Origin of the sequence: Asprobacillus argus (assembly GCF_032248395.1) — a bacterium.
Lineage (GTDB): Bacteria > Bacteroidota > Bacteroidia > Flavobacteriales > Flavobacteriaceae > Polaribacter > Polaribacter argus.
Genome location: NZ_JAVTTO010000001.1, coordinates 249,722 through 270,952 on the forward strand (window position 1 = coordinate 249,722; position 21,231 = coordinate 270,952).

Annotated in this window: 25 protein-coding genes; 13 read left to right on the forward strand and 12 right to left on the reverse strand. The window is 34.5% G+C overall.

Annotated features, from left to right (window positions below):
- Positions 1-12: 12 nt before the first annotated feature.
- Genes RQM59_RS01105 through RQM59_RS01115 form a run of 3 tightly spaced genes read left to right on the forward strand, consistent with a single transcriptional unit; the run spans position 13 to position 2,985 of the window.
- Positions 13-1,851: a tetratricopeptide repeat-containing sensor histidine kinase gene (locus tag RQM59_RS01105; RefSeq protein ID WP_349240211.1), complete on the forward strand. Its 1,839-nt coding sequence runs from the start codon at positions 13-15 to the stop codon at positions 1,849-1,851.
- Positions 1,852-1,899: 48 nt separating this feature from the next.
- Positions 1,900-2,553, forward strand: coding sequence for a response regulator (locus RQM59_RS01110; RefSeq protein ID WP_349240212.1), 654 nt, complete (start codon positions 1,900-1,902; stop codon positions 2,551-2,553).
- Positions 2,554-2,592: 39 nt separating this feature from the next.
- Complete coding sequence (locus RQM59_RS01115) at positions 2,593-2,985, forward strand: hypothetical protein (RefSeq protein ID WP_349240213.1); 393 nt, start codon at positions 2,593-2,595, stop codon at positions 2,983-2,985.
- On the opposite strand, the gene RQM59_RS01120 is transcribed toward RQM59_RS01115, so the two are convergent.
- Positions 2,982-3,272: a rhodanese-like domain-containing protein gene (locus RQM59_RS01120; protein ID WP_349240214.1), complete on the reverse strand. Its 291-nt coding sequence runs from the start codon at positions 3,270-3,272 to the stop codon at positions 2,982-2,984. The two genes, RQM59_RS01115 and RQM59_RS01120, sit on opposite strands and share 4 nt — an antisense overlap.
- 143 nt (positions 3,273-3,415) lie before the next feature.
- Between RQM59_RS01120 and RQM59_RS01125 the strand changes: the two genes are divergently transcribed.
- A complete protein-coding gene (locus tag RQM59_RS01125; RefSeq protein ID WP_349240215.1) occupies positions 3,416-3,688 on the forward strand; it encodes a hypothetical protein in 273 nt (90 codons plus the stop codon).
- 57 nt (positions 3,689-3,745) lie between these two features.
- On the opposite strand, the gene RQM59_RS01130 is transcribed toward RQM59_RS01125, so the two are convergent.
- A complete protein-coding gene (locus RQM59_RS01130) occupies positions 3,746-4,132 on the reverse strand; it encodes an ankyrin repeat domain-containing protein (protein ID WP_349240216.1) in 387 nt (128 codons plus the stop codon).
- Between the two features lie 222 nt (positions 4,133-4,354).
- Between RQM59_RS01130 and gpmI the strand changes: the two genes are divergently transcribed.
- The 7 genes from gpmI to RQM59_RS01165 all read left to right on the forward strand — a co-directional run bounded on the left by gpmI (position 4,355) and on the right by RQM59_RS01165 (position 9,409).
- A complete protein-coding gene (gpmI, locus tag RQM59_RS01135; protein WP_349240217.1) occupies positions 4,355-5,872 on the forward strand; it encodes a 2,3-bisphosphoglycerate-independent phosphoglycerate mutase in 1,518 nt (505 codons plus the stop codon).
- A 1-nt stretch (position 5,873) separates the two neighbouring features.
- Positions 5,874-6,392: a thioredoxin family protein gene (locus RQM59_RS01140; RefSeq protein WP_349240218.1), complete on the forward strand. Its 519-nt coding sequence runs from the start codon at positions 5,874-5,876 to the stop codon at positions 6,390-6,392.
- Between the two features lie 123 nt (positions 6,393-6,515).
- A complete protein-coding gene (locus tag RQM59_RS01145; RefSeq protein ID WP_349240219.1) occupies positions 6,516-7,040 on the forward strand; it encodes a thioredoxin family protein in 525 nt (174 codons plus the stop codon).
- 2 nt (positions 7,041-7,042) lie between these two features.
- On the forward strand, positions 7,043-7,447 hold the full coding sequence (locus RQM59_RS01150) for a BT0820 family HAD-type phosphatase (protein WP_349240220.1): 405 nt from the start codon (positions 7,043-7,045) through the stop codon (positions 7,445-7,447).
- A 57-nt stretch (positions 7,448-7,504) separates the two neighbouring features.
- On the forward strand, positions 7,505-8,323 hold the full coding sequence (map, locus tag RQM59_RS01155) for a type I methionyl aminopeptidase (RefSeq protein ID WP_349240221.1): 819 nt from the start codon (positions 7,505-7,507) through the stop codon (positions 8,321-8,323).
- The gene (locus tag RQM59_RS01160) at positions 8,324-8,644 is read left to right on the forward strand and encodes a cupin domain-containing protein (RefSeq protein WP_349240222.1); all 321 of its coding nucleotides are present in this window, start codon (positions 8,324-8,326) and stop codon (positions 8,642-8,644) included.
- Between the two features lie 3 nt (positions 8,645-8,647).
- Positions 8,648-9,409, forward strand: coding sequence for a class I SAM-dependent methyltransferase (locus RQM59_RS01165; protein ID WP_349240223.1), 762 nt, complete (start codon positions 8,648-8,650; stop codon positions 9,407-9,409).
- A gap of 5 nt (positions 9,410-9,414) precedes the next feature.
- On the opposite strand, the gene RQM59_RS01170 is transcribed toward RQM59_RS01165, so the two are convergent.
- Positions 9,415-10,389 (reverse strand): FAD:protein FMN transferase, encoded by a 975-nt coding sequence (locus RQM59_RS01170; RefSeq protein WP_349240224.1) that lies wholly within the window; start codon positions 10,387-10,389, stop codon positions 9,415-9,417.
- A 129-nt stretch (positions 10,390-10,518) separates the two neighbouring features.
- On the opposite strand from RQM59_RS01170, the gene RQM59_RS01175 reads away from it, so the two are divergent.
- Entirely contained in the window at positions 10,519-11,364 is an 846-nt protein-coding gene (locus RQM59_RS01175; protein ID WP_349240225.1) for an OmpA family protein, read from the forward strand.
- Between the two features lie 50 nt (positions 11,365-11,414).
- Here the strand turns inward: RQM59_RS01175 and RQM59_RS01180 are convergent, their stop codons facing one another.
- The 5 genes from RQM59_RS01180 to RQM59_RS01200 form a co-directional block, all read right to left on the reverse strand.
- The gene (locus RQM59_RS01180; protein WP_349240226.1) at positions 11,415-11,780 is read right to left on the reverse strand and encodes a DUF8840 domain-containing protein; all 366 of its coding nucleotides are present in this window, start codon (positions 11,778-11,780) and stop codon (positions 11,415-11,417) included.
- Position 11,781: 1 nt separating this feature from the next.
- On the reverse strand, positions 11,782-13,137 hold the full coding sequence (locus tag RQM59_RS01185; RefSeq protein WP_349240227.1) for a DEAD/DEAH box helicase: 1,356 nt from the start codon (positions 13,135-13,137) through the stop codon (positions 11,782-11,784).
- Between the two features lie 28 nt (positions 13,138-13,165).
- Positions 13,166-14,044 carry a DUF4846 domain-containing protein gene (locus tag RQM59_RS01190; protein WP_349240228.1) on the reverse strand — a complete coding sequence of 293 codons (879 nt, stop codon included), beginning with the start codon at positions 14,042-14,044 and terminating at the stop codon, positions 13,166-13,168.
- Positions 14,045-14,163: 119 nt separating this feature from the next.
- Complete coding sequence (locus RQM59_RS01195; protein WP_349240229.1) at positions 14,164-14,973, reverse strand: alpha/beta hydrolase; 810 nt, start codon at positions 14,971-14,973, stop codon at positions 14,164-14,166.
- Positions 14,970-15,836 (reverse strand): alpha/beta hydrolase, encoded by an 867-nt coding sequence (locus tag RQM59_RS01200; protein ID WP_349240230.1) that lies wholly within the window; start codon positions 15,834-15,836, stop codon positions 14,970-14,972. Before RQM59_RS01200 ends, RQM59_RS01195 begins: the two co-directional genes overlap by 4 nt.
- A 150-nt stretch (positions 15,837-15,986) precedes the next feature.
- Here RQM59_RS01200 and RQM59_RS01205 point away from each other — a divergent pair, with 150 nt between their 5' ends.
- Positions 15,987-17,165: an ankyrin repeat domain-containing protein gene (locus tag RQM59_RS01205; RefSeq protein WP_349240231.1), complete on the forward strand. Its 1,179-nt coding sequence runs from the start codon at positions 15,987-15,989 to the stop codon at positions 17,163-17,165.
- A gap of 637 nt (positions 17,166-17,802) precedes the next feature.
- Here RQM59_RS01205 and RQM59_RS01210 read toward each other — a convergent pair.
- The 4 genes from RQM59_RS01210 to nqrE all read right to left on the reverse strand — a co-directional run bounded on the left by RQM59_RS01210 (position 17,803) and on the right by nqrE (position 21,228).
- Positions 17,803-18,357 carry a helix-turn-helix transcriptional regulator gene (locus tag RQM59_RS01210; protein WP_349240232.1) on the reverse strand — a complete coding sequence of 185 codons (555 nt, stop codon included), beginning with the start codon at positions 18,355-18,357 and terminating at the stop codon, positions 17,803-17,805.
- A 438-nt stretch (positions 18,358-18,795) separates the two neighbouring features.
- A complete protein-coding gene (locus RQM59_RS01215; RefSeq protein WP_349240233.1) occupies positions 18,796-19,068 on the reverse strand; it encodes a hypothetical protein in 273 nt (90 codons plus the stop codon).
- An 86-nt stretch (positions 19,069-19,154) separates the two neighbouring features.
- On the reverse strand, positions 19,155-20,462 hold the full coding sequence (gene nqrF / locus RQM59_RS01220) for an NADH:ubiquinone reductase (Na(+)-transporting) subunit F (protein WP_349240782.1): 1,308 nt from the start codon (positions 20,460-20,462) through the stop codon (positions 19,155-19,157).
- 4 nt (positions 20,463-20,466) lie between these two features.
- Positions 20,467-21,228, reverse strand: coding sequence for an NADH:ubiquinone reductase (Na(+)-transporting) subunit E (gene nqrE / locus RQM59_RS01225; RefSeq protein ID WP_349240234.1), 762 nt, complete (start codon positions 21,226-21,228; stop codon positions 20,467-20,469).
- Between the last annotated feature and the right edge of the window lie 3 nt (positions 21,229-21,231).

The following is a 21,231-nucleotide window of genomic DNA, read 5'->3' on the forward strand; positions in this document are numbered from 1 at the left end:
TAACCTTAGTTCATGAAGAGAATCGTTCTCATTGTTCTTTTTTTACTTTGTCATGTTTGTCAATCTCAAACTAGTAGTTATTTAGACAGTATTTTTAGTTTACAAGATCGTATGTCTAAGAGGCAATTTGTACAAACCATTGTGAGCATTGAGTATGACAAAGCGCTAACAAACTCAAAAAAGTATTTAGCCTTAACTCAGGATGCTGAAAAAATTGCGTTAGAATTAGGAGATCAAGAACTTCTTGCAAAGTCATATGCAGCACTATCGCTCGCATATCACTTTTCTTCAAAATTTGATATGGCCATTGAGTACACTTTGAAATCCGCAAAGCTTTATCAACAATTAGATGATATAGAAAACTACGCAGATTCTTACATCTCATTAGGATGGAAAATTAAAAACAGGGATTTGGAAAAAGCCCTTTTTTACATGATGAAAGGAATTCTAATTCTCGAAAAATCGGATACGAAGTCCATAAAGTTAATAGGTGCATATAACAATTATGGTGTTCTAAAGCAGCGCTTATCTCAATTTGATAGTGCGTATTATTATCACAAAAAATCTTTAGACCTATGCGTTGTAAATAAGGATAGTATTGGAATTCCTTTTGCGCAAACACATATAGCTGAGGTATATATAAAGAAAAAGCAATTTGACCTAGCTGAACAGTATTTGAACGATGCGCTCCAAATACGAAAAAACAGAAATGACGTCTATGGCATTACGGATAGTCAACTATATTTAGGAGATCTTCACTATGCAAAAAAAGAGTATCGGAAGGCTATCATTCATTTTAAAGAGGCCGAGAAAATGGCTTCTAAAAATCATTATTTCCCTCTGAGAAAATATGCATTGGAATACCTTTATAAAAGCTATGATAAAATTTCAGATACTCAAAATGCATTTCTCTATTATAAAACATACACCTATTTAAAAGACAGTATTTTAAACAAGGACACGAATACACGAATCGCCGAACTAGAAATCCAATTTCAAACTGCAGAAAAAGAGAAAGAGATCGTTACACAAAAAGAACAGATCTTAGAAAACGAACTAACTATCAAAACTCGAAATTTATATGCGATAGTCCTCGGTTTCGCACTTATCACACTGGGTATTATCTCATTTGGAGTGTACAAAAGAAATCAATTTAGAAGAAAACAATTATTGAAAGAGTTGGCATTGAAAGATGCCTTGGCAACTATTAAAACGCAAAACAAATTACAAGAGCAACGATTGCGTATCTCTCAAGATCTGCATGATAATATTGGTTCTCAACTTACCTTTATTACATCCTCTTTAGACAACTTAAAATTTGTTTCCAAAGAGATGAGTCCCACAATGCAGGAAAAACTCACGGGGATTGGCAACTTCACTACAGATACCATTGATCAATTAAGAGATACGATTTGGGCAATGAACAGGAATGAGATTACCTCTGAAGATTTGCATAATCGGATGCTTAATTTTATTAGTAAAGCAAAAAATGTTACTTCCGAAATTCAGTTTAATCTTAAGAACACCATTCCTAACCCAATGACTTTCTCTTCGGTTTCTGGAATGCATATATTCAGAATTTTTCAAGAAGGGATTAACAACGCCTTAAAGTACTCTAATGCCTCAACAGTTAATATTCTTTTAGAAAATGACAACAACTCCTTTACTATTTATATTGAGGATAACGGTATCGGTTTTGACCTAGAAAATGTCACTTTTGGCAATGGGTTACTCAATATGAAAAAAAGAGCCTTAGAGGCCAGTGGCAAAATATCCGTAAATTCAAAATTGGGTAATGGGACGAGTATCATCTTAACCATCCCTCTACAAAATACGTCAAATGACGTATAAAATGAATCAGCGCAATGGCGTATATTTAACGAGACTAACTCTTCTTGTATGAAACTTAAGATCTGTATAGCAGAAGACAATTATTTTCTAGTAAAAGCGATTAAAGAAAAGCTATCTTTTTTTGATACTATTTCTGTAAAATTCTATGCAAATAATGGCGCTGAATTATTAGGGAAATTAGAAAACAACAGTAACGTTGATGTTATTCTGATGGATATACAGATGCCGGAAATGGATGGCATCAAAGCAACCGAAATTGTCAAAAGAAAATATCCGCACATAAAGGTGATTATGCTAACGGTTCTTGATGACGACAACTATGTTTTTGAAGCCATAAAAGCTGGAGCCAATGGTTATCTGCTCAAAGAAGTAAATGCAGAAAACTTATATAACAGTATCCAGGAAGTAATGAATGGAGGAGCACCTATGACGCCTAGCATAGCTCTAAAAACCTTAAAACTCTTGAGGAATCCGATTATAGAGACCCAAAAGAAAGAAGATATGGAAGAGGTTAAGCTCTCTAAAAGAGAAACTGAGATCCTCATTCAATTAAGCAAAGGTCTAAACTATCAAGAAATTGCCGAAAACCTCATTATATCACCATCAACAGTTAGAAAACATATCGAGAACATTTATAAAAAATTACATGTTCACAATAAATTGGAAGCTGTTTTAAAGGCTCAAAAAAACAATTTAATCTAAAAATATTTTGTACATTTAAATCCCTTAATTTAGATGTATATGTTACTAAAAGTAGGAATTGGAATTTTAACGGGCGCTGTTATTGGTCTTTTTATGACCTCTTTTTTCTTGCCTGTAAGTACACCGTTAATTGAAGTTTTTTTAACCAAGATTACTGCGACTTCTATTGTAACTGGGTTCTTTTGCGGAATATATGCTTTCTATTCTAAATCTAAATTGCAAGTTTTTTTAATCTCCATCATGATTGGGATGGCAGTATTTTTTCTAAAATATTTGATTACCGGACACAATTTTGATCCTCTTACCATGGGTGCTTTTACAGGTGCACTAATTGGCGGAGTATTTGCTGTTGTTAGAAAGGTAACCTACTCCATTAAAGTATATAAGAGATTAGAAAGGTTGAGAAAATCTGGATTTAACAATTATTCTTAAAGATACTGAGCAACATTCTGCCAGGGTCCACCATTAATAACATCCAAACCATTATTTGATAAAAATTCTTGAGCGGCTCCACTTCGACCTCCACTTTTACAAACTGCGATAATTGGCTTTTGAAAAGATTTGATCTTATCTAAATTTTCAGGAATCGTATTTAACACAATATGTTCAGCTCCTTCAATATGTCCTTCGTTCCACTCCATAAGGGTTCGTACATCTAAAATGATAGCTTCTTTACTTAAGTACTCTTTAATTTCTTGTGAATTGTCTTGTCTAAACATATTATCTGATATTTATTGACTGTATTGTTCTCTTATTTACAGATTGCGAAGTTACATTTTATCGATGAGGTCTTAAAATATCGTTATGTAACATTTTCTACTTTTTTGCTACATATATATAGTAACCTTTAAATCAAATTGCTATGGGTTTTGGCGGAAGCGTGGGTGCTATGTTAGCTAGTCTAAAAAATAATAAAAGGGCTAGGCCTAGTGCCTTCAATAAATTAAAAGAAAATAGTGTAGAATACACCACAAAAACGGAACTTCACTTTGACAAAAAGTCGACACCTGCTCAATTGAGAGCACTTCGAAAACAAATCAAAAGAGAAAATAACATTGCCTTCATTAAGAAAGCAATTGTTATAGGAATACTGCTTGTAATAGTACTACTTGCAGTTGGCTTTATTAAGTTTTAAAAAAAAAGCTCTGATACGTAAAGTATCAGAGCTTTTAATTTAACTGGGTAGGTACTCTTATTTTTTATCAAGGGCATCTTCGATTACTTTCATAGCGTCCATTGCTTTTGATCTTTTAGCCAAATCTAATGCAGTTAATCTGCTTTTATCAGATTTTGCTTTAAGTTTTGCTCCATGCTTAATTAAAAGCTTTGCAATTTCTGCTTTATTATGACGAGCTGCAAACATTAAAGGAGTCATTCCATTCGATTTTTGATTCACATCTTCTCCAGCTTCAATTAAAGCTTTTACAGCGTCATATTTACCCATTTGGATTAATTTACAGAAGTTATTCACCTTATATGAATAGCTAGTAACTTCTTTACTTGGTACGTTAGTAGTTGTTGCATTGGCTGTACCAAATGCAAAAAGACATACGATGATTGGTAGAATTAATTTTTTCATGATTGTAGGATTTTAAGTTATTTGTTATTTTATACATAGTAGACTAAGGAAAAAAGATAATGTTTCACCTAAAAGCCTGAATTAACAAGCGTTTAACAGTTTCTTAATACTATTTAGCAATTGACTCTTAAAAAGTGTTAATAAAAACGATTTCGTAAAATTATTTTAACATTCCTATTTCCAACTCCAAAGCTTTGTATCTTTATCTCTTAATTTTTTAGAATGTCCAAGAAAGTAATTTTAATGATCTTAGATGGCTGGGGTATTACACAAGACCCAAAAGTATCGGCCATTTACAATGCCAAAACACCATACATTAATTCATTATACAATAACTATCCTTCTGCAGAATTAAGAACAGATGGTGAACATGTAGGACTTCCCGAAGGTCAAATGGGAAATTCAGAAGTCGGCCATATAAACTTGGGAGCTGGAAGAATTGTATATCAAAATTTAGCGAAAATCAATATTGCTGTCAGAGAAAACAAAATAGCTCAAGAAAAAGAATTGATTAAAGCATTCGAATATGCTAAAAGAGAAAACAAAAAAGTTCATTTTCTTGGCTTGGTTTCCAATGGAGGTATTCATTCTCATATAGATCACTTGAAAGGACTTTTGGAAGCTGCTGCTAATGCTGGCGTTCCAAATGCGTTTGTACATGCGTTTACAGATGGTAGAGACTGTGATCCTAAATCGGGAAAGTACTTTATTAACGAGTTACAGAATCACCTCAAAAAAACTGCTGGAAAATTAGCCACTATAACAGGAAGATACTATGCCATGGACAGAGATCAACGGTGGGAACGTATTAAACTCGCGTATGATGCCATTGTTAATGGAATAGGCACAAAGTCTAATAATGCCGAAAAAAGCATATTGGATAGTTATGAAGAAGGAGTTACAGATGAATTTATCAAACCTATTATAATGGTTGATGAAAACAATAATCCAACGGCAACCATACAAGATGATGACGTGGTTATTTTCTTTAACTTCAGAACTGATAGAGGTCGACAATTGACCAAAGTTTTAAGTCAAGAAGACAACCATGAATACAATATGCATAAATTACCATTGTACTTTGTGACGATGACTAACTACGACGAAACTTTTAAGCATATAAAAGTGATCTATAACAATGATAATATTGAGAATACCTTAGGAGAAGTTTTAGAGCAAGCAGGAAAATCACAAATTAGAATTGCGGAAACAGAAAAGTACCCGCATGTGACCTTCTTTTTCTCAGGTGGTAGAGAAAAAGAATTTGACGGAGAAAAGCGGTTGTTATGTCCTTCACCCAAAGTGGCGACATATGACTTGAAGCCCGAAATGAGTGCCTATGAAATAAGAGATGCTATTATACCTGAATTGCAAAAAGGGGATGTAGATTTTGTATGTCTAAACTTTGCTAATGGTGATATGGTAGGGCATACTGGTGTTTTTGATGCAGCTGTAAAAGCTTGTGAAACTGTAGATATCTGTACCAAAGATGTAATTAGCGCCGCCCTTAAGAATGGTTATACGACCTTATTAATTGCAGATCATGGAAATTGTGAAACAATGATCAATCCTGATGGTACACCACATACTGCTCATACTGCGAATCCAGTACCTATTATTTTAATAGACCCCGAGTTACAGCATATAAAAAATGGTATCTTAGGAGATATTGCTCCTACAATTTTAGATCTAATGAAAGTTAAGCAACCGGTTGAAATGACACAACAAACATTATTGTAATATGAAAAAAGCACTTCTTTTAGCAATCTTTGCACTTTGCATACAAACTATTAACAGTCAGAGCAAACCCGACAGAAACGGAAATTTGATTGGATATATGCAAAAATCAGATTTGATGACTTCGAATTTTAAAAAATGGTTTGAACCTAATTATCATAGTTACGAACCAAACGAAAAGGTCGTTAAAAAAATAAAGAAAAGCATAAAAGGTATTACTATCAAGTCTTTTGTAGGCACCTGGTGTCACGATAGCAAGAGAGTTATACCTCGACTTTATAAAATCTTAGAAACAGCTGGGTTCGACTTTAATAATAATGCTAAAATGGTTGGAATCTCAAGGGGCAAGAAAACACCCGATAACTTACAAGAAGGCTATCATATTAAACATACACCTACCATTATTTTTTATAAAAACGGGAAAGAGATTGGACGTTTTGTAGAACACGCCAGGCAAACATTGGAAAAAGATATTTTAAAGATCTTAAAAGGTAAAAAGTATAAGCATTCTTACCAAAAGTAGTGCGACATATACCTTTTTTATAAACTTCAAGCCTAATTCAAGAGTCAATAAAAAATACTATCTTAGGCGTGCTAGTTTCTACCTTTAACAAAGAAACCTCATTCATCAATGTAAATTTGTATTATGAAAAAAATTCTGTTTATACTTGCATTAAGCATCACTTGCTATGCTTCAGCTCAAAAAAAGACAGCTGTAAAAAAAGACAAAAATGGGCATCTGATCGGCTATGTTAAAAAATCAGCTTTTCTTGACAAAAGCTATAGCAGATGGTTTACCAAAAATTATGATTCGTATAAGACTGAAGAAGCCGTTATTAGCAAGATCAGAAAAAAGATCAACAAATGTAAAATTGCTGGTTTTATGGGTGTTTGGTGTGGTGATAGTAGAAGAGAAGTACCTAAGTTATATAAGATCCTAGAAGAAGCAAATTTCAATATGGATAATCTGGAAATGATTGCTCTTAACAGAAGTAAAAGAACGCCAGACAATCTTCAAAAAGGTTATAATATTATCAGAATTCCAACTTTTGTTTTTTATAAAGACGGTAAGGAAATAGGTCGGTTTGTAGAGTACTCAAGAGAAACGTTAGAAAGAGATATTTTAAAAATACTGACAACCAAAACCTATAAACACTCGTATCAAAAATAAACATGATTCCTAATAATCATTTGATCATTGCCATTGATTTTGATGGCACTATTGTAGAGGATGCTTATCCTGATGTTGGCAAACCTATGATCTTCGCGTTGGAAACAATTAAACGATTACAGGGAGATGGGCATCGTTTGATTTTATGGACATACCGTAGCGGGAGAAAACTTCAAGAGGCTGTAGATTTTTGCTCCAAGAATGGCATTGATTTTTACGCCGTGAACAAAAACTATCCTGAAGAGGAGTTTGACCATAAGATTAGTCGAAAGATTCATGCAGACCTGTTTATAGATGATCGAAATATTGGTGGCTTTATCGGTTGGACAGAGATTTATAAAATAATCTATAATCGTGAGCCCGAAGTCCCTAAAAGAAAAAAAGGATTCTTGGGTTTATTCAGGTAAGAACTACTACTACGTTATTTTTAGAATTTACAGTATCTTTGCGCTTTTATAAGACCTATGATTGTAGTAAAATCCAGAGAAGAAATAGAATTAATGCGTGAGAGTGCATTGGTGGTATCTAGAACATTGGGAATGCTTGCTAAAGAAGTAAAGCCTGGTGTAACCACTTTATATCTAGACAAACTTGCCGAAGAATACATCAGATCGCAGGATGCTGTTCCTGGCTTTTTGGGATTGTATGATTTTCCAAATACATTATGCATGAGCCCGAATGCTCAGGTAGTACACGGAATACCTAACGACAAGCCCTTGCAAGAAGGAGATATCATTTCTATCGACTGTGGCGCTGTAAAAAATGGATTTTATGGTGATCATGCCTATACATTTTCGGTAGGTGAAATAGCTGAAGAAACTCAAAAACTGCTACAAGTAACGAAAGAGAGTTTATATGCGGGTATTCGCGAATTAAAAGTAGGAAACCGTGTTGGCGATGTAGGGTTTGCTATTCAGCAATATTGCGAGAAACATGGATATGGTGTAGTACGAGAGTTAGTAGGTCATGGACTTGGGAGAGTAATGCATGAAGATCCCGAAATGCCTAACTATGGTAAGCGAGGTCGTGGCAAGAAATTTGTAGAAGGAATGGTTGTAGCTATCGAGCCAATGATCAATCTGGGAACACATCGCATTAATCACTTAAGTGATGGATGGACCATCTTAACAAAAGACGGAAAACCAAGTGCACATTTTGAGCATGATGTTGCCATTGTAGATGGAAAACCTGAACTGCTTTCTACCTTTCAATATATCTATGAAGCCTTAGGTATTGAAAGTGATGAAGAAAATGAATTTAGACAAAATCAACTCGTTTTATAATTGTTTAGTAAAGAGATTCAACAAATAACTCCAAAGGAAATTATAACAGGATTCAAGGCGCGCTTTGTACATTCTGAAAACATGACCGTAGCTTATTGGGAAGTTGAAGAAGGAGCTGAACTCCCATTACACGCTCATGTCCATGAACAAATAGCCATGGTAACGCAAGGAGCATTCGAAATGACTATTGGAGGTGAAACAAAAGTATACAAGCCTGGAGAAATTGCTGTGATTCCTACGAATGTTGAACATTCAGGAAAAGCATTATCGTACTGCGAAATTACAGATGTATTCTCTCCTGCCAGAGAAGATTATAAATAGCCTGTGAAGCTTTTCAAGATCATATTAAATACCATTCCAAGACCTCTTTTGATTAAACTGAGTTATGTGGTTCGTCCTATAATTGCGTTTTACTTAAAAGGGAAAACGTATACAGATCCGATTGATGGGAAAAGCTTTCGGAAATTCTTACCGTACGGATATGGTATACAAAGACCCAATGTATTAGCACCTGGAACTTTGTCTTTAGAACGTCATCGACTCATGTGGCTATACCTTCAGCAAGAGACAGACTTTTTTTCGAGTCAAAAGAAGGTATTACATATGGCTCCAGAACAATGTTTTCTAAAGCGTTTTAAAAAACTGGAACACGATTACATTACAGCAGACCTCTACTCTCCTATTGCCGATGTGAAAGCTGACATCACGGCGCTTCCTTTTGAAGACAATTCTTTCGATGTTGTTTTCTGTAACCATGTATTGGAACATATTCCAGACGATACCAAAGCCATGCAAGAATTATATCGAGTGCTTAGACCAGGAGGATTTGGCATTTTTCAAATTCCGCAAGATCTGAGCATAGCAACCACGTTTGAAGACGATTCTATTACAGACCCTAAAGAACGAGCAAAGATATTCGGTCAGTATGATCATGTGAGAGTGTACGGAAGAGATTATTTCGACAAACTCAGATCTATTGGCTTTAACGTTGATGAAGTAGACTATACAAAAAAGATCTCACCCCAACTTACAGAGAAGTATCGCTTAATGAAAGGAGAGATATTACCGGTTGTTTTTAAGCCTTAAAAGAATTATTTACGATTCGTAAACTCCTTTAACTCGCCATTTTCATCAACATAGATAAGAATAGCCTCAAGATTAGGTTTCGAACTTAAGAAGACTTTTGAGCGTTCTAAACCCATTGCCATAAAAGCAGTAGCATATGCATCGACATCTGCACAATCCAAGTCTGCGATTACCGTTGCCGCCAGTAAATTACTCTCCGTAGCGTATCCCGTCTTAGGGTTGATCGTATGTACATATTTCTGCCCATCTTCTGTGATCCTAAATTTTCGGTAATTCCCAGAGCTTGCCATAGATTTATCGGTTAACTGCAACAAGGTATATGCTGAACGACTTCCATCTGTATTTGGGTTATCCAATTGCACCGTCCAAAGTTTACCCTCTGGCTTCGTTCCTCTTGCTCGTATTTCTCCTCCTATTTCTACCAAATAATTCTTAACCCCTTTACTTTCTAAGAATCTCCCTATAACATCAATTCCATATCCTTTCGCGATAGAATTAAAATCAAAATAGGTTTCGTCATACCTTTTAACAACCAATCCGTCTTTAATCTTAACTTTATCAAATCCTACAAACGACATTAACTCGGATACTTTGGTACTATCCAAATCATTCAGTGGTTTTTCAGGTCCAAAACCCCATGCATTTACTAGATCACCAACAGTAGGGTCAAAATACCCATCTGTCTCCTGAAAGATTCGTTCCGATTTTTGAAATACTTCTTTGAAAAGTGCATCCACCTTTACATCCTTTTCGCCATTATTGATCTTAGAGATATCTGAAGTGGGAATATATGTAGATAGCGATTTATTAACATCTGTAAAGAGTCCGTCAATAGCACTTTCATAATTCGCGTTCCCGTAATAAATGATACTATAGGTAGTTCCAAAAACATTTCCTCCTAATCTAAACGGTTCTTTCTTTTCACAGGATATAAAAAGTAAAAAAGTTAGACTAACAACAATAAAACGGCGTGGATTCATGATATTCATTTTACAAAGCAAAGATAGTATTTAAAGTTCTCACAAAATGCTCACAAATTATTGTTAATCCCTATTTTTATACGCACATTTTTTTAACTTTGTAACTCTCTTAATTTAATTACTTATAAAATGAGGAAACTAGTACTATTAGCTGTAACCGTTATACTTACGGCTTCTTGTGTTTCTAAAAAAGATTATGCCAATTTAGAAGCAAGACATAAAAAAGCGCAGAACGAGTTAGTTGCTGTAAAAAATAGCTTGACAAAATGTTTAATTGAAAAAGAAAAATATCAAAATCAGATCTCTGGTTTAGATAATACCATTTCTGAATTGAAGAAAGACAAGGAAAAGACACTAGAATATGTTGACAACTTAACGGTACTTACCAAAGGTGCAAATGACAACATTAAAGAAACCTTAGCTCAATTGAGTAAAAAAGACAGGTATATCAATAGAATTCGATCTGCTGCCTCTAAAAAAGATTCATTGAACTTGGTAGTTGCCTTTCATTTAAAGAAAGAATTAAAAGAAGGTATCGATGATGAAGATATTGAAATCAATGTTGAAAAAACGGTAGTATTTATATCCATTTCTGATAAATTATTATTCAAGAGTGGAAGTTATAATGTAACAGACAAAGCATACAAGGTATTAGAAAAAGTAGCTACTGTGGTAAAAGGACAACCAGAAATGGAAGTAATGATCGAAGGACATACAGATTCTACACCAATCAAAAATGATATCATTCAAGATAACTGGGACCTCTCTGCTAAAAGAGCTACTGCAATTACAAGAATATTACAATATAAGTATGGTGTAAAACCAGGTAGATTAATTGCTGCTGGTAGAAGTAGTTATGTTCCTATTGCTGAAAATGACACACCAGAAAATAAAGCAAAGAATAGAAGAACAAAGATTATTATTATGCCAAAGATTGGACAATTCTTTGATCTTTTAGAAACGAAAGTTGATTAAGTATTAGATATATATATTAAAAAAAGCGCCACTTAAAAGTGGCGCTTTTTTTATGGAATAATTTTTACAAAATCGTCAAAAGCCACGTAATACGGTTGGTCTTTAAAAACGGGCAGATCTGTACTTTCTGCATTTGCGATTCCTACTCCAGCGAACCAGACTTTAGCGTTTTGTTTTTTGGCATGTTCTTTAAATGTTTCCATCCATAGGACATCGTATTCTTCTGGATTCTGAATGTTTTTTGTCGCTTTCACCAATACAAAAATGGTAGGCTCTCCTTTTTTAAAAAGTACAAATTGAGGGTGTCGTTTTAACTGACTATTGATCGCTTGAAATTCATAACCCATTTGTTCCAGCTTCTTTCCAACAATGTTCATGGCAAGATTGTGCAACTCCTGCTCCGTCAATACACGCATCTTATTTCTTCTTGTTTCGTCTGTTATAATTCTTATCCCCCCTTGTCTTTGGCTTTTTATATTTCTTCGCTATTTCTCTACGATATGAGCCACCTTGATTGGTCTTTTTGTTCTTTTCCTTTTTCTCATGAAATGCTGGCCCTGGAATATACTCTTGTGAAGTCCTGTTCTTTGAAATCTCTCTATCCTCCTTAGGGCGTTCTTCTTCAGTTAACTGCTTAGAAACTTCAACCGTTTCTGGAAACGCTATCATCGGGATCACATAATCCATGAGGTTTTCAATTCTTTCTTTCGCCTCTTGTTCTTTTTCTGTTGAAAACAAGATAGTTTTCCCCTCATGTTCTGCTCTACCCGTTCTACCAATTCGATGCATATAATTTTCCGGAAAATGAGGTGTATCAAAATTGATCACGTGTGAAATCTCATCTAAATCCAATCCACGTGCCATTACATCTGTAGCAACCAAAATCCGATTACTTCCCTCATCAAACTGACGAATAGAACGAATACGATAATTCTGAGTTTTATTAGAATGAATCACGCAGGTTTCAGAACCATATACTTCCTCTACAGCGTTAAATAATAGATCGGCTCTTCTTTTATTAGATACAAAGACCAATACTTTACTAAAGGTTTCTTTATCTTTTAAAAGATGATTCAATAAATTCACCTTTGTATAGAAGTTCTGAACGTTATATGAAGTTTGCGCTATGTTATCCAACGGTGTTCCACTCACCGCAATTGATACTTTTTGTGGCGATCTAAAAAAATCAAATATGAGCTCATCAACATCTTGAGTCATGGTTGCCGAAAACATCACATTTTGTCGTGCTTTTGGTAATAAATCAAAAATATTCAAGAGTTGAAAACGGAACCCTAGATCTAGCATAACATCTACTTCGTCGATTACCAATTTTTGAATAGACTTTAGTTTTAGCACATTACTCAATGCTAAATCATACAAGCGTCCTGGAGTAGCTACAATAATATCTTGACCTTGAGCCACGGCTTGTTTTTGCGTATTAATATTGGTTCCTCCATAAACACCTAACACACGTACATTAATATAAGTTGCTAATTTTTCAATTTCACTTACTACTTGTAATACCAATTCGCGTGTAGGCACTAAGACTAAAACTCTTGGCGTACTTTGCTTAGAAAACTTTAAATCACGAAGTATCGGAATCATATAAGCAAAAGTTTTCCCAGTACCCGTTTGTGCTATACCTACAACATCCTTTCCAGATCGTACTACAGAAAATGCTTCTTCCTGAATTGGTGTTGGGTGTGTAAATCCCATCTCTTCAATGCTATTTCGGAGTTGATTGGATAGGTCTAGATCGTCAAAAGTGGTCATTCCAAAAATTTTGACAAAGGTAGGCTTTCTAATCTTTAAACCGAATAAACTTCGAGTTTTCAAAGTAGTATCCAGGAATTTCAATAAAGGATCTTCTTGGAAGTTCGTACCATGGACTCATCCTGGTATTTGAAAGGTTTTTCAACATATGTACACTCTGAGCGGGAGTGTTTCCTTGTGCCAAGACAAATAGTTTATTACCGCGTATATCTTTTATCTCATCTACAATCATTACAATATGTCCAGGTGTTCCTGGTCGCACTAGCATATCTCCTATTTTTAAATCTTTGGAAGAAGTTACTTTAGGTAGTTCATTATATAGAGACAACGTACCAGAATAGGCATAGATCAGATTTAAAAATCGATAGAAGTTACGTTTCGAATGATCTGGTTGTGCTATTTTGTGAAACGACACTTTATTACCTCGTATTTTCGGTCGATACCCTTGTGCATATTTTGACCACGAGCAATAATGACCGCTCGTAAATTCAAATCCAATTTTATTTTTTTGATTGGTTTTCCAAAGATATTCAGATCGTAAACGAATCAGTGCATCTGCGCATTGCTGTAATCCATTTTTAGGAACAGATAGTTCTAGAACACCGATATGACCAGATTGATAAAAGTAAGGAGATGTATCGTAATTGATCACCTTAGCTCCAGAAGCTTTTAAAGGATAGTTCTGAATAAATGATTGAAAACTACCTTCTGGATATTCAGTTCTCGTATACCCTTCAGGAACAAGTACCCTATCCTTAATAGTATTTCCTTTTTTATGTATATACTTAGGTTCACTAAAAACACTGGTGATTGTATGGGCATATACTTTTGCCTTTTTATTTAGTTGAACGAAGGCAAATAACCCAGCAGAAAACAACAATAAAACAATGAGTAGTTTCTTTCTCATGTTTAGATAACGGTAAAAGAGATAAGAAAAGTATGTAAGTTGTCATTTCGAAATGAGAAGGTCAACTTCGATTGAGAAATCTAGTTTTGAGATTCCTCGTCACTATCGCTTTATGTATTTCAAAACGATAGTTCTGTCGGAATGACAGAAAGGATTTCAGACAATCTTTTCTTATAAATGGCAAAGTCTTTAAGGTTGTGGTGTGTCCCCTCAGGAATCACAACAAAATCTTTTTGGGAAATAGCCAGGTTAAATAGATCTTTTGAATCTTCAAACGAAGTAACAATATCTGCATCACCATGAAAAAAAGTGATAGGGCTGGTTACTTTGGGTATATCTTTATTGGTTTCAAACTTGTATTTGATAATAAATGTTGGCGCCAGTTTCGAATAAAACCGTACTCCTTTTTTCATATTGTAAAAAGGTGCTTCGAGGATCACATGTTTAGGGCTCTTTTTAGTTGCTACTTTAGTGGCAAAAGTACAACCCAAGGAGCGTCCATAGACGACTATTTGCTCATCGGGAAATTGTTTTTTTACATATTCGTAGGCCATTAATGCATCATTGTACATTGCCTTTTCATTATAAGACCCTGTACTCTTTCCATAATTGCGATAGTCCATTACAAAGACATCGTATTGGTATGCTTCCAGATATGCAACCAGATTTCCCCATCTACTTAAGTTTCCTTTATTTCCATGAAAGAACAGTATGATCCCTTTTGGCTCTTTTACTTTGAAGTGTAAGGCATTAATGGTTTCACCATCATTTGTTTTCAAATTTACCTCTTCAAATTCTTGTGCAAAAGAATACACATAGTTTTTTGCAAGTGGTTCTGATTGAAAAATGATCTTATCTTGAAACATATAGAGCAATATAAGTACTACGGCCACAATAACAGCTAGCGTAGCCATTATTTTTTTGATCATTTCTTCTTCTTTTTTGTTCGAATAAAATCGATACTTGTATTCTCTCTATCAACTTCTGCCCTCCTTTTTGAAGTAAGGATTTCGCCTAAAGCGCGATGATAACTTTCAAAATTGTGAAGATCCTTATGCCCTCCTCCAATAATTGGATACAATTTTGTCGAATCAGGTTTTAATTTTGACAATCGTAAACTTGAACTAAATCGGATCACCTTATCATTAGTGCCGTGAATAATATTAATCGGGCAATCTACATATTTCATCCATTTATACGTAGGCATTCGATAGCGCATTACTAAGCCAAGTGGTATTAAAGGCAAATACCGCTTCACATTTTTAGACATACTAAAATACGGGCAAGCTAGTACCAAAGCCTTTGGCTCATTCATGGAAGCTACTTTAGTGGCTAACCCAGTCCCTAAAGAACGACCATATACAATAATATGTTCCTCTCTCACCTTTTCTTTCAATCGATCATACACATACAAAGCATCTTTTTTCATACTATCTTGACTCAGCTTTCCTGTGCTTTTACCAAACCCTCGATAATCGATCATTATTACGTCGTAGCCATGAAGTGTGAAATCCACAGCAAACTTTCCCCAACCTTTAATACTTTTTGAGTTCCCTTTTAAGTAATAAACCAAGCCCTTGGGGCGTTCTGTTTTAAAATGTAGTCCATTAATAATAACACCATCTTCTAGCTCCAGATTATACTCATCTACCTGCTGGTTTTCATATTGAAACTGAAAATCCTTAGGTAATTTTTCTGGATGAAATAGAAAGCGTTCCTGAAAAAAGTATAACAAAATACTTACAACAGCGACCACAATAAGTAAAATGATCAAATAGGAAACCCAGCCCATGTAGTTAGTTTAGTAAAACGAATCTAAGAATTTTAAGTTGCGGACGCAAATTACGAGCCTAAGGAAAAAATTGTAACTTTAACGAAGTCAGACTTTTGTAACACTTGTAACAATTATTATACTAATAGTTTAACTAACCTAACCATTCTTATGATTAAATTCTTTAGGCGGATTCGCCAAAAAACACTATCCGAAAATAAATTTTCTAAGTATTTACTTTATGCTGTTGGTGAGATTATCTTGGTAGTGATTGGTATTTTGATTGCGTTACAATTAAATACTTGGAAAGATGACAAGCAGAATAAAAAAATAGAACTACAGTATCTTAATGGGATTGTTGCTAATTTGGAACGAGATATTATCGAGTTAAAAGGTTTACTAAAAAGAGATTCTATAACATTTGATGCTTACACAAATATTCTAATGCCCTTTAAAGATCCTACTATAAATGTTTACACTCCTACATTTATTGGAAAAACGATTGCACGTTCCCAATATACCCATCAATTTGACGGCAACAGTATTGTCTTTGAGGACATGAAATCATCTGGAAAGATTAATTTTATCAAATCAGATGCTTTGCGCTTTGCACTACTGGAATATTATAACGACAGTGAGAGTTTTTCAGATACTCATAAAAACAACAATACCATTATCAATCAACTCAAAGATGAAGCATTTACAGATAATATAGATTTGAATTCCCTTATTGAAGGTTTCATTTTTAAAGGAAACTGGAGTGCTCAATTAGATCCTTTAGACCTTTCTTTCTTTTCAAAAAGTAAAAATGATCCCGCCGTACAAAAGTTCGCTAACAGGGTTTCTTTAATGAAAGGGCTATTAAAAGTAAATCATACTGGGAATGATTACCTAATGGAACGATCAAAAAGGCTAATAGTCCTTATTTCGGATTATATAAAAGGTACACAAATTGATTTTACTACAGAACTTCCTGAAGGAGTTTTAACGGCTATTATAAATGGTGATACTGTCGCTTTAGATAACATTGTTACTTCCGACTTAAATACTTGTTTTAAGATGAGAGAATCTTACCCTATTAGTTTAGTATCTCTCAGCATTGAAAACAATTCATTTACTTCCTTAAAGTATTTTGTACAAAAAGGAGTCAATTTAGAATTAGCATGCTTCGATAAAACACCACTAATGTACGCGGTGAAATATGGGCATTTAAATATGGCTGAATATTTGTTAGAAAAAGGTGCAGATATGAATACTGTATCGGTTGAGGGAAAAACTGCCCTGGACTATGCAATAAGATATGGGCATCCAAAAATTCAAGCCTTTCTAAAAACATATAAAAAGAACTAAATCATACGTATTACAATAAAAAAAGCCAGCAAATTTGCTGGCTTTCACGGTTAAACATCTAACCCCCCGGATAGTACTTATTAACCAATCTAAACTATATGGGAATAGTTTACTATAAATTTCTTGAAAAGTGCCAAGTGCTGATAGTTAAAGGGCGCAGCATGTGATAATCACCTTGGCACTTAGATTTTAACTTACAAATGAATTCAAAGAACTCTTAACAATGAATACAATTGAGGAAATAGTTAAAATACTGGGGGAAATTCTTTTTCATGAGGTTTTTAATATCTAAATCGATATCTAATTAACAATCAAACTATTTTTTTTTCTGTATTCAAATACCACAATTTACTGTCTACACTTTCTTTTACTCTATAATGCCCTTTTTTAATTACAAAAGATCTATTCAGCATGGCCATCCAAATATACTTAGCACCACAATTATAACATATATAACTACGGTTCTTTGGAAAAAACTTCAACAGAAATTGTCTTTTGACTCTCAATCTGGATTTAGATCTACAAGACGGACACCTTTTCATTATTCTCTCGTTTTCATTTATACTCTTTTACTGGTTCAAAAGTAGATCATAACACAACCCATGGCGTACGTAGTACTACGTAAATCGGCAAAAAATCATAAACTTTGTACAAAATCTTCCAGTATTTCACCTTCTGGAACATCCATTTTCTTACGTATTCTGTGACGAATTATCTTTACAGACCCTATAGTTGTATTTCTAATAGATGCAACTTCCTTTATAGATAAATTCAACCGTAACAACGAGCATACTTCTCGCTCATTTTTTGTAATACTAGGATACAATTCAACAATTTTACTTTGAAATTCGGTATTCAGTCTATGTACTTTTTTTTGCACTGATGACAGTTTATTCTCGGTGGCAATTTGCAACTTCATTTTCAAGATCAAACCGCGGGTATAACTATTTACTTCTGGCGATATACTAAGGCTATGATCTTCTTTTAGTTGTTCTAGTAATTGCTTCTTAAAAAGTAAACGCATATTATTGTCTGCTACTAGTGCTTTCATTTGACGTCTCGACTCATTGAGTTCCTTTTGCAAAGTTGCTCTTTTATGTCTTTCCTTCTCCAGTATTATAGCAATGCGTTCGGCATATTTTCTATTATGTAGTGATAAATGGCGTAACCCAATTCCCACAATAAGCATCAAGACACATATAATGAATATTGAAGTTTCAGTAAATAGTATAAAATAAAATAGCGCCCTCATATAGACAAATCTATACGATTGTTTAGATGGATATATACGTGCTGACACGTAGTCATAAAAAAACCGATACATTGCTGTATCGGTATGTGGTTAAAATACTAACCCCCCGGAAAAATTATTAACCACAAACCGTAAAAAGATTTTACGGTGCATTTTTGTTTTAAAAAGTGTAGTGTCAAGGTCTGGTAATTGAGGGCTTACTCTATATTATGGTTCACTTAACACATACACTTATGCTCTTACTTATACAAATGAAAGTATATTGTTTAATTTGGAGAAAAAAAAGTCCTAAACACATTAGTTTATGTCATAAAGACACATATTCTTGGCTTTAAAATTTTATCGCTTAGCAAATTTCCATAAAACAAGCCCATATAATTAATCATTAGAAGGGCTTACAAATATTGAATAAGGAAAAACAGTACGGTAAGGGTTTTCAAGTGTGCATAAAAAGATTAATGAATAAGAGCTCTTATCTTTAATTTTACTAAAACCCTGTTGCTGTATCTTCGGGCTTGCCGGAATACATAATGGATATGGGTTTCCTATAAGATTAAACCCATTCATATTAGACGTTATGGATACCCCTTCATCTGCTATTGGCATGATCCCCATAAAAAGAATACAGATATAGCAAAAAAGAAGCTTCATTGAAACAAAACTAAACATAAAAGCCGATACTATTAGTATCGGCTTTTATGTCTTATAAATATTGCCACTTAATGACACTTCACTTTTTATCCTCCAAAGTCATCAAATCTGATATTCTCATCTGGGATTCCAAAGTCTTCACCCATTTTCTGAACAGCATTGTTCATTAATGGAGGTCCACAGAAATACAATTCAATATCTTCTGGTGACTCATGATGATTTAAATAGTTATCGATTACACAGTTGTGAATAAATCCTACGAATCCATCACCTTCTCCGTCGATTCCGTCTTTAATTTTCCAATTATCTTCTTCTAAAGGTTCAGATAATGCCAGGTAAAATTTAAAGTTTGGAAAGTCTTTTTCTAATTGATAGAAATGCTCTAAATAGAATAGTTCTCTTTTAGAACGCCCTCCGTACCAGTAGGTTACTTTTCTACCTGTTTTTAAGGTTCTGAATAAGTGATATAAGTGCGAACGCATTGGAGCCATACCTGCTCCTCCACCCACATATAACATCTCAGCATCCGACTCATTAATAAAGAACTCTCCATAAGGTCCTGAGATGGTTACTTTATCTCCCGGTTTTTGCGCAAAAATATAAGATGATGCTACTCCTGGATTTACATCCATCCAACCGTTTTTAGCACGATCCCATGGCGGTGTTGCAATACGTACATTTAACATGATTTCTCTTCCTTCTGCAGGGTAAGAAGCCATAGAATACGCACGCTCTACTATATCATTATTTTTCATCACTAAAGGCCATAACCCGAACTTATCCCATTCTGCCTGGAATTTATCTGGTGTATCATGCTCTTCAGGGTGTGCTGTAATATCTATATCTGAATATTTGATTTCACAGTTTGGGATTTCAATCTGAATATATCCTCCAGCTTTATATCCCATATCTTCTGGAATCTCTACTACAAATTCTTTAATGAATGATGCCACGTTGTAATTACGCACTACGGTAGCTTCCCATTTCTTAATTCCGAATACTTCTTCTGGAATAGAAATATCCATGTCTTGCTTTACTTTTACCTGACATGCCAATCGAATTCCGTCTTTTAGTTCTTTACGTGTAAAATGCGGTGTTTCCGTAGGTAATGCTTCTCCTCCTCCAGAATTTACGTGACATTCACACTGAACACAAGATCCACCACCACCACAAGCCGATGGTAAAAAGATCTTTTCGTTTCCAAGTGTTGTCAATAACGTACTTCCTGAAGCTACTTCCACCTTTTTCTCCCCATTAATTGTAATGGTTACGGGTCCTGAAGGGGAAAGCTTTTGTTTTACAAATAATAGTAATGCGACCAATAACAATGTAATCAGTAAAAAAGCTGCTACGGTTGCTAAAATAGTTCCTGTTGTGCTTGCTGCTAATGCTATCATCTTACTCTTCTATTTCTTTAGTGATTTCTGCTACTTCTTCTTTCTTTTCTGCTACGTCCACATCTTTTGCATCTTCTTTTACAGGTTCTGACTTCTCCACTACGCTCGAAGTGACAATTGTTTTATCTTCTTTTTTCTCGTCATCACCACCGGTTAACATTCCTCCAAAACTCATAAATCCGATAGCCATTAAACCAGTAATGATAAATGTGATCCCTAACCCTCTTAAAGCAGGAGGCACGCTTGAGTACCTAATCTTTTCGCGAATAGCCGCAATCGCTAAAATTGCCAAAAACCATCCAATACCTGAACCAACTCCATAATTTAGCGCCAAGCCTAGAGTCGCGATCTCACGAGATTGCATAAATAAAGACCCTCCTAAGATAGCACAGTTTACCGCAATTAGTGGTAAGAAAATACCCAACGAGTTATACAGCGAAGGAGAAAATTTCTCTACGATGATTTCTACCAATTGTACCATGGTTGCAATGGTTGCAATAAACATGATAAATGATAAAAAACTTAAGTCATATTCTGCATATTCTGGCCCTAACCAAACCAATGCTCCTTCTTTTAATATATATTGATCTAACAGCCAGTTTAAAGGTACTGTTACCGCTAGTACAAAGATGACTGCGGCTCCTAGACCTACTGCTGTAGATACTTTTTTAGATACTGCCAGATAAGAACACATTCCTAAGAATGTAGCAAATACCATATTATCTATAAAAATCGATTTAAAAAATAATTCAATATGTTCCATGAT

Bases quoted from the DNA above. Each gene is read 5' to 3' on its own strand.
- nqrE (WP_349240234.1), bottom strand. From the start codon at position 21,228: ATGGAACATATTGAATTATTTTTTAAATCGATTTTTATAGATAATATG.
- RQM59_RS01205 (WP_349240231.1), top strand. From the start codon at position 15,987: ATGATTAAATTCTTTAGGCGGATTCGCCAAAAAACACTATCCGAAAAT.
- RQM59_RS01130 (WP_349240216.1), bottom strand. From the start codon at position 4,132: ATGAAAAAATTAATTCTACCAATCATCGTATGTCTTTTTGCATTTGGT.
- RQM59_RS01150 (WP_349240220.1), top strand. From the start codon at position 7,043: ATGATTCCTAATAATCATTTGATCATTGCCATTGATTTTGATGGCACT.
- RQM59_RS01115 (WP_349240213.1), top strand. From the start codon at position 2,593: ATGTTACTAAAAGTAGGAATTGGAATTTTAACGGGCGCTGTTATTGGT.
- RQM59_RS01145 (WP_349240219.1), top strand. From the start codon at position 6,516: ATGAAAAAAATTCTGTTTATACTTGCATTAAGCATCACTTGCTATGCT.
- RQM59_RS01200 (WP_349240230.1), bottom strand. From the start codon at position 15,836: ATGGGCTGGGTTTCCTATTTGATCATTTTACTTATTGTGGTCGCTGTT.
- RQM59_RS01180 (WP_349240226.1), bottom strand. From the start codon at position 11,780: ATGCGTGTATTGACGGAGCAGGAGTTGCACAATCTTGCCATGAACATT.
- RQM59_RS01215 (WP_349240233.1), bottom strand. From the start codon at position 19,068: ATGAAGCTTCTTTTTTGCTATATCTGTATTCTTTTTATGGGGATCATG.
- RQM59_RS01175 (WP_349240225.1), top strand. From the start codon at position 10,519: ATGAGGAAACTAGTACTATTAGCTGTAACCGTTATACTTACGGCTTCT.
- map (WP_349240221.1), top strand. From the start codon at position 7,505: ATGATTGTAGTAAAATCCAGAGAAGAAATAGAATTAATGCGTGAGAGT.
- RQM59_RS01125 (WP_349240215.1), top strand. From the start codon at position 3,416: ATGGGTTTTGGCGGAAGCGTGGGTGCTATGTTAGCTAGTCTAAAAAAT.
- RQM59_RS01120 (WP_349240214.1), bottom strand. From the start codon at position 3,272: ATGTTTAGACAAGACAATTCACAAGAAATTAAAGAGTACTTAAGTAAA.
- RQM59_RS01190 (WP_349240228.1), bottom strand. From the start codon at position 14,044: ATGAGAAAGAAACTACTCATTGTTTTATTGTTGTTTTCTGCTGGGTTA.
- RQM59_RS01170 (WP_349240224.1), bottom strand. From the start codon at position 10,389: ATGAATCCACGCCGTTTTATTGTTGTTAGTCTAACTTTTTTACTTTTT.
- RQM59_RS01110 (WP_349240212.1), top strand. From the start codon at position 1,900: ATGAAACTTAAGATCTGTATAGCAGAAGACAATTATTTTCTAGTAAAA.
- RQM59_RS01105 (WP_349240211.1), top strand. From the start codon at position 13: ATGAAGAGAATCGTTCTCATTGTTCTTTTTTTACTTTGTCATGTTTGT.
- RQM59_RS01140 (WP_349240218.1), top strand. From the start codon at position 5,874: ATGAAAAAAGCACTTCTTTTAGCAATCTTTGCACTTTGCATACAAACT.
- RQM59_RS01195 (WP_349240229.1), bottom strand. From the start codon at position 14,973: ATGATCAAAAAAATAATGGCTACGCTAGCTGTTATTGTGGCCGTAGTA.
- gpmI (WP_349240217.1), top strand. From the start codon at position 4,355: ATGTCCAAGAAAGTAATTTTAATGATCTTAGATGGCTGGGGTATTACA.
- RQM59_RS01185 (WP_349240227.1), bottom strand. From the start codon at position 13,137: ATGACCACTTTTGACGATCTAGACCTATCCAATCAACTCCGAAATAGC.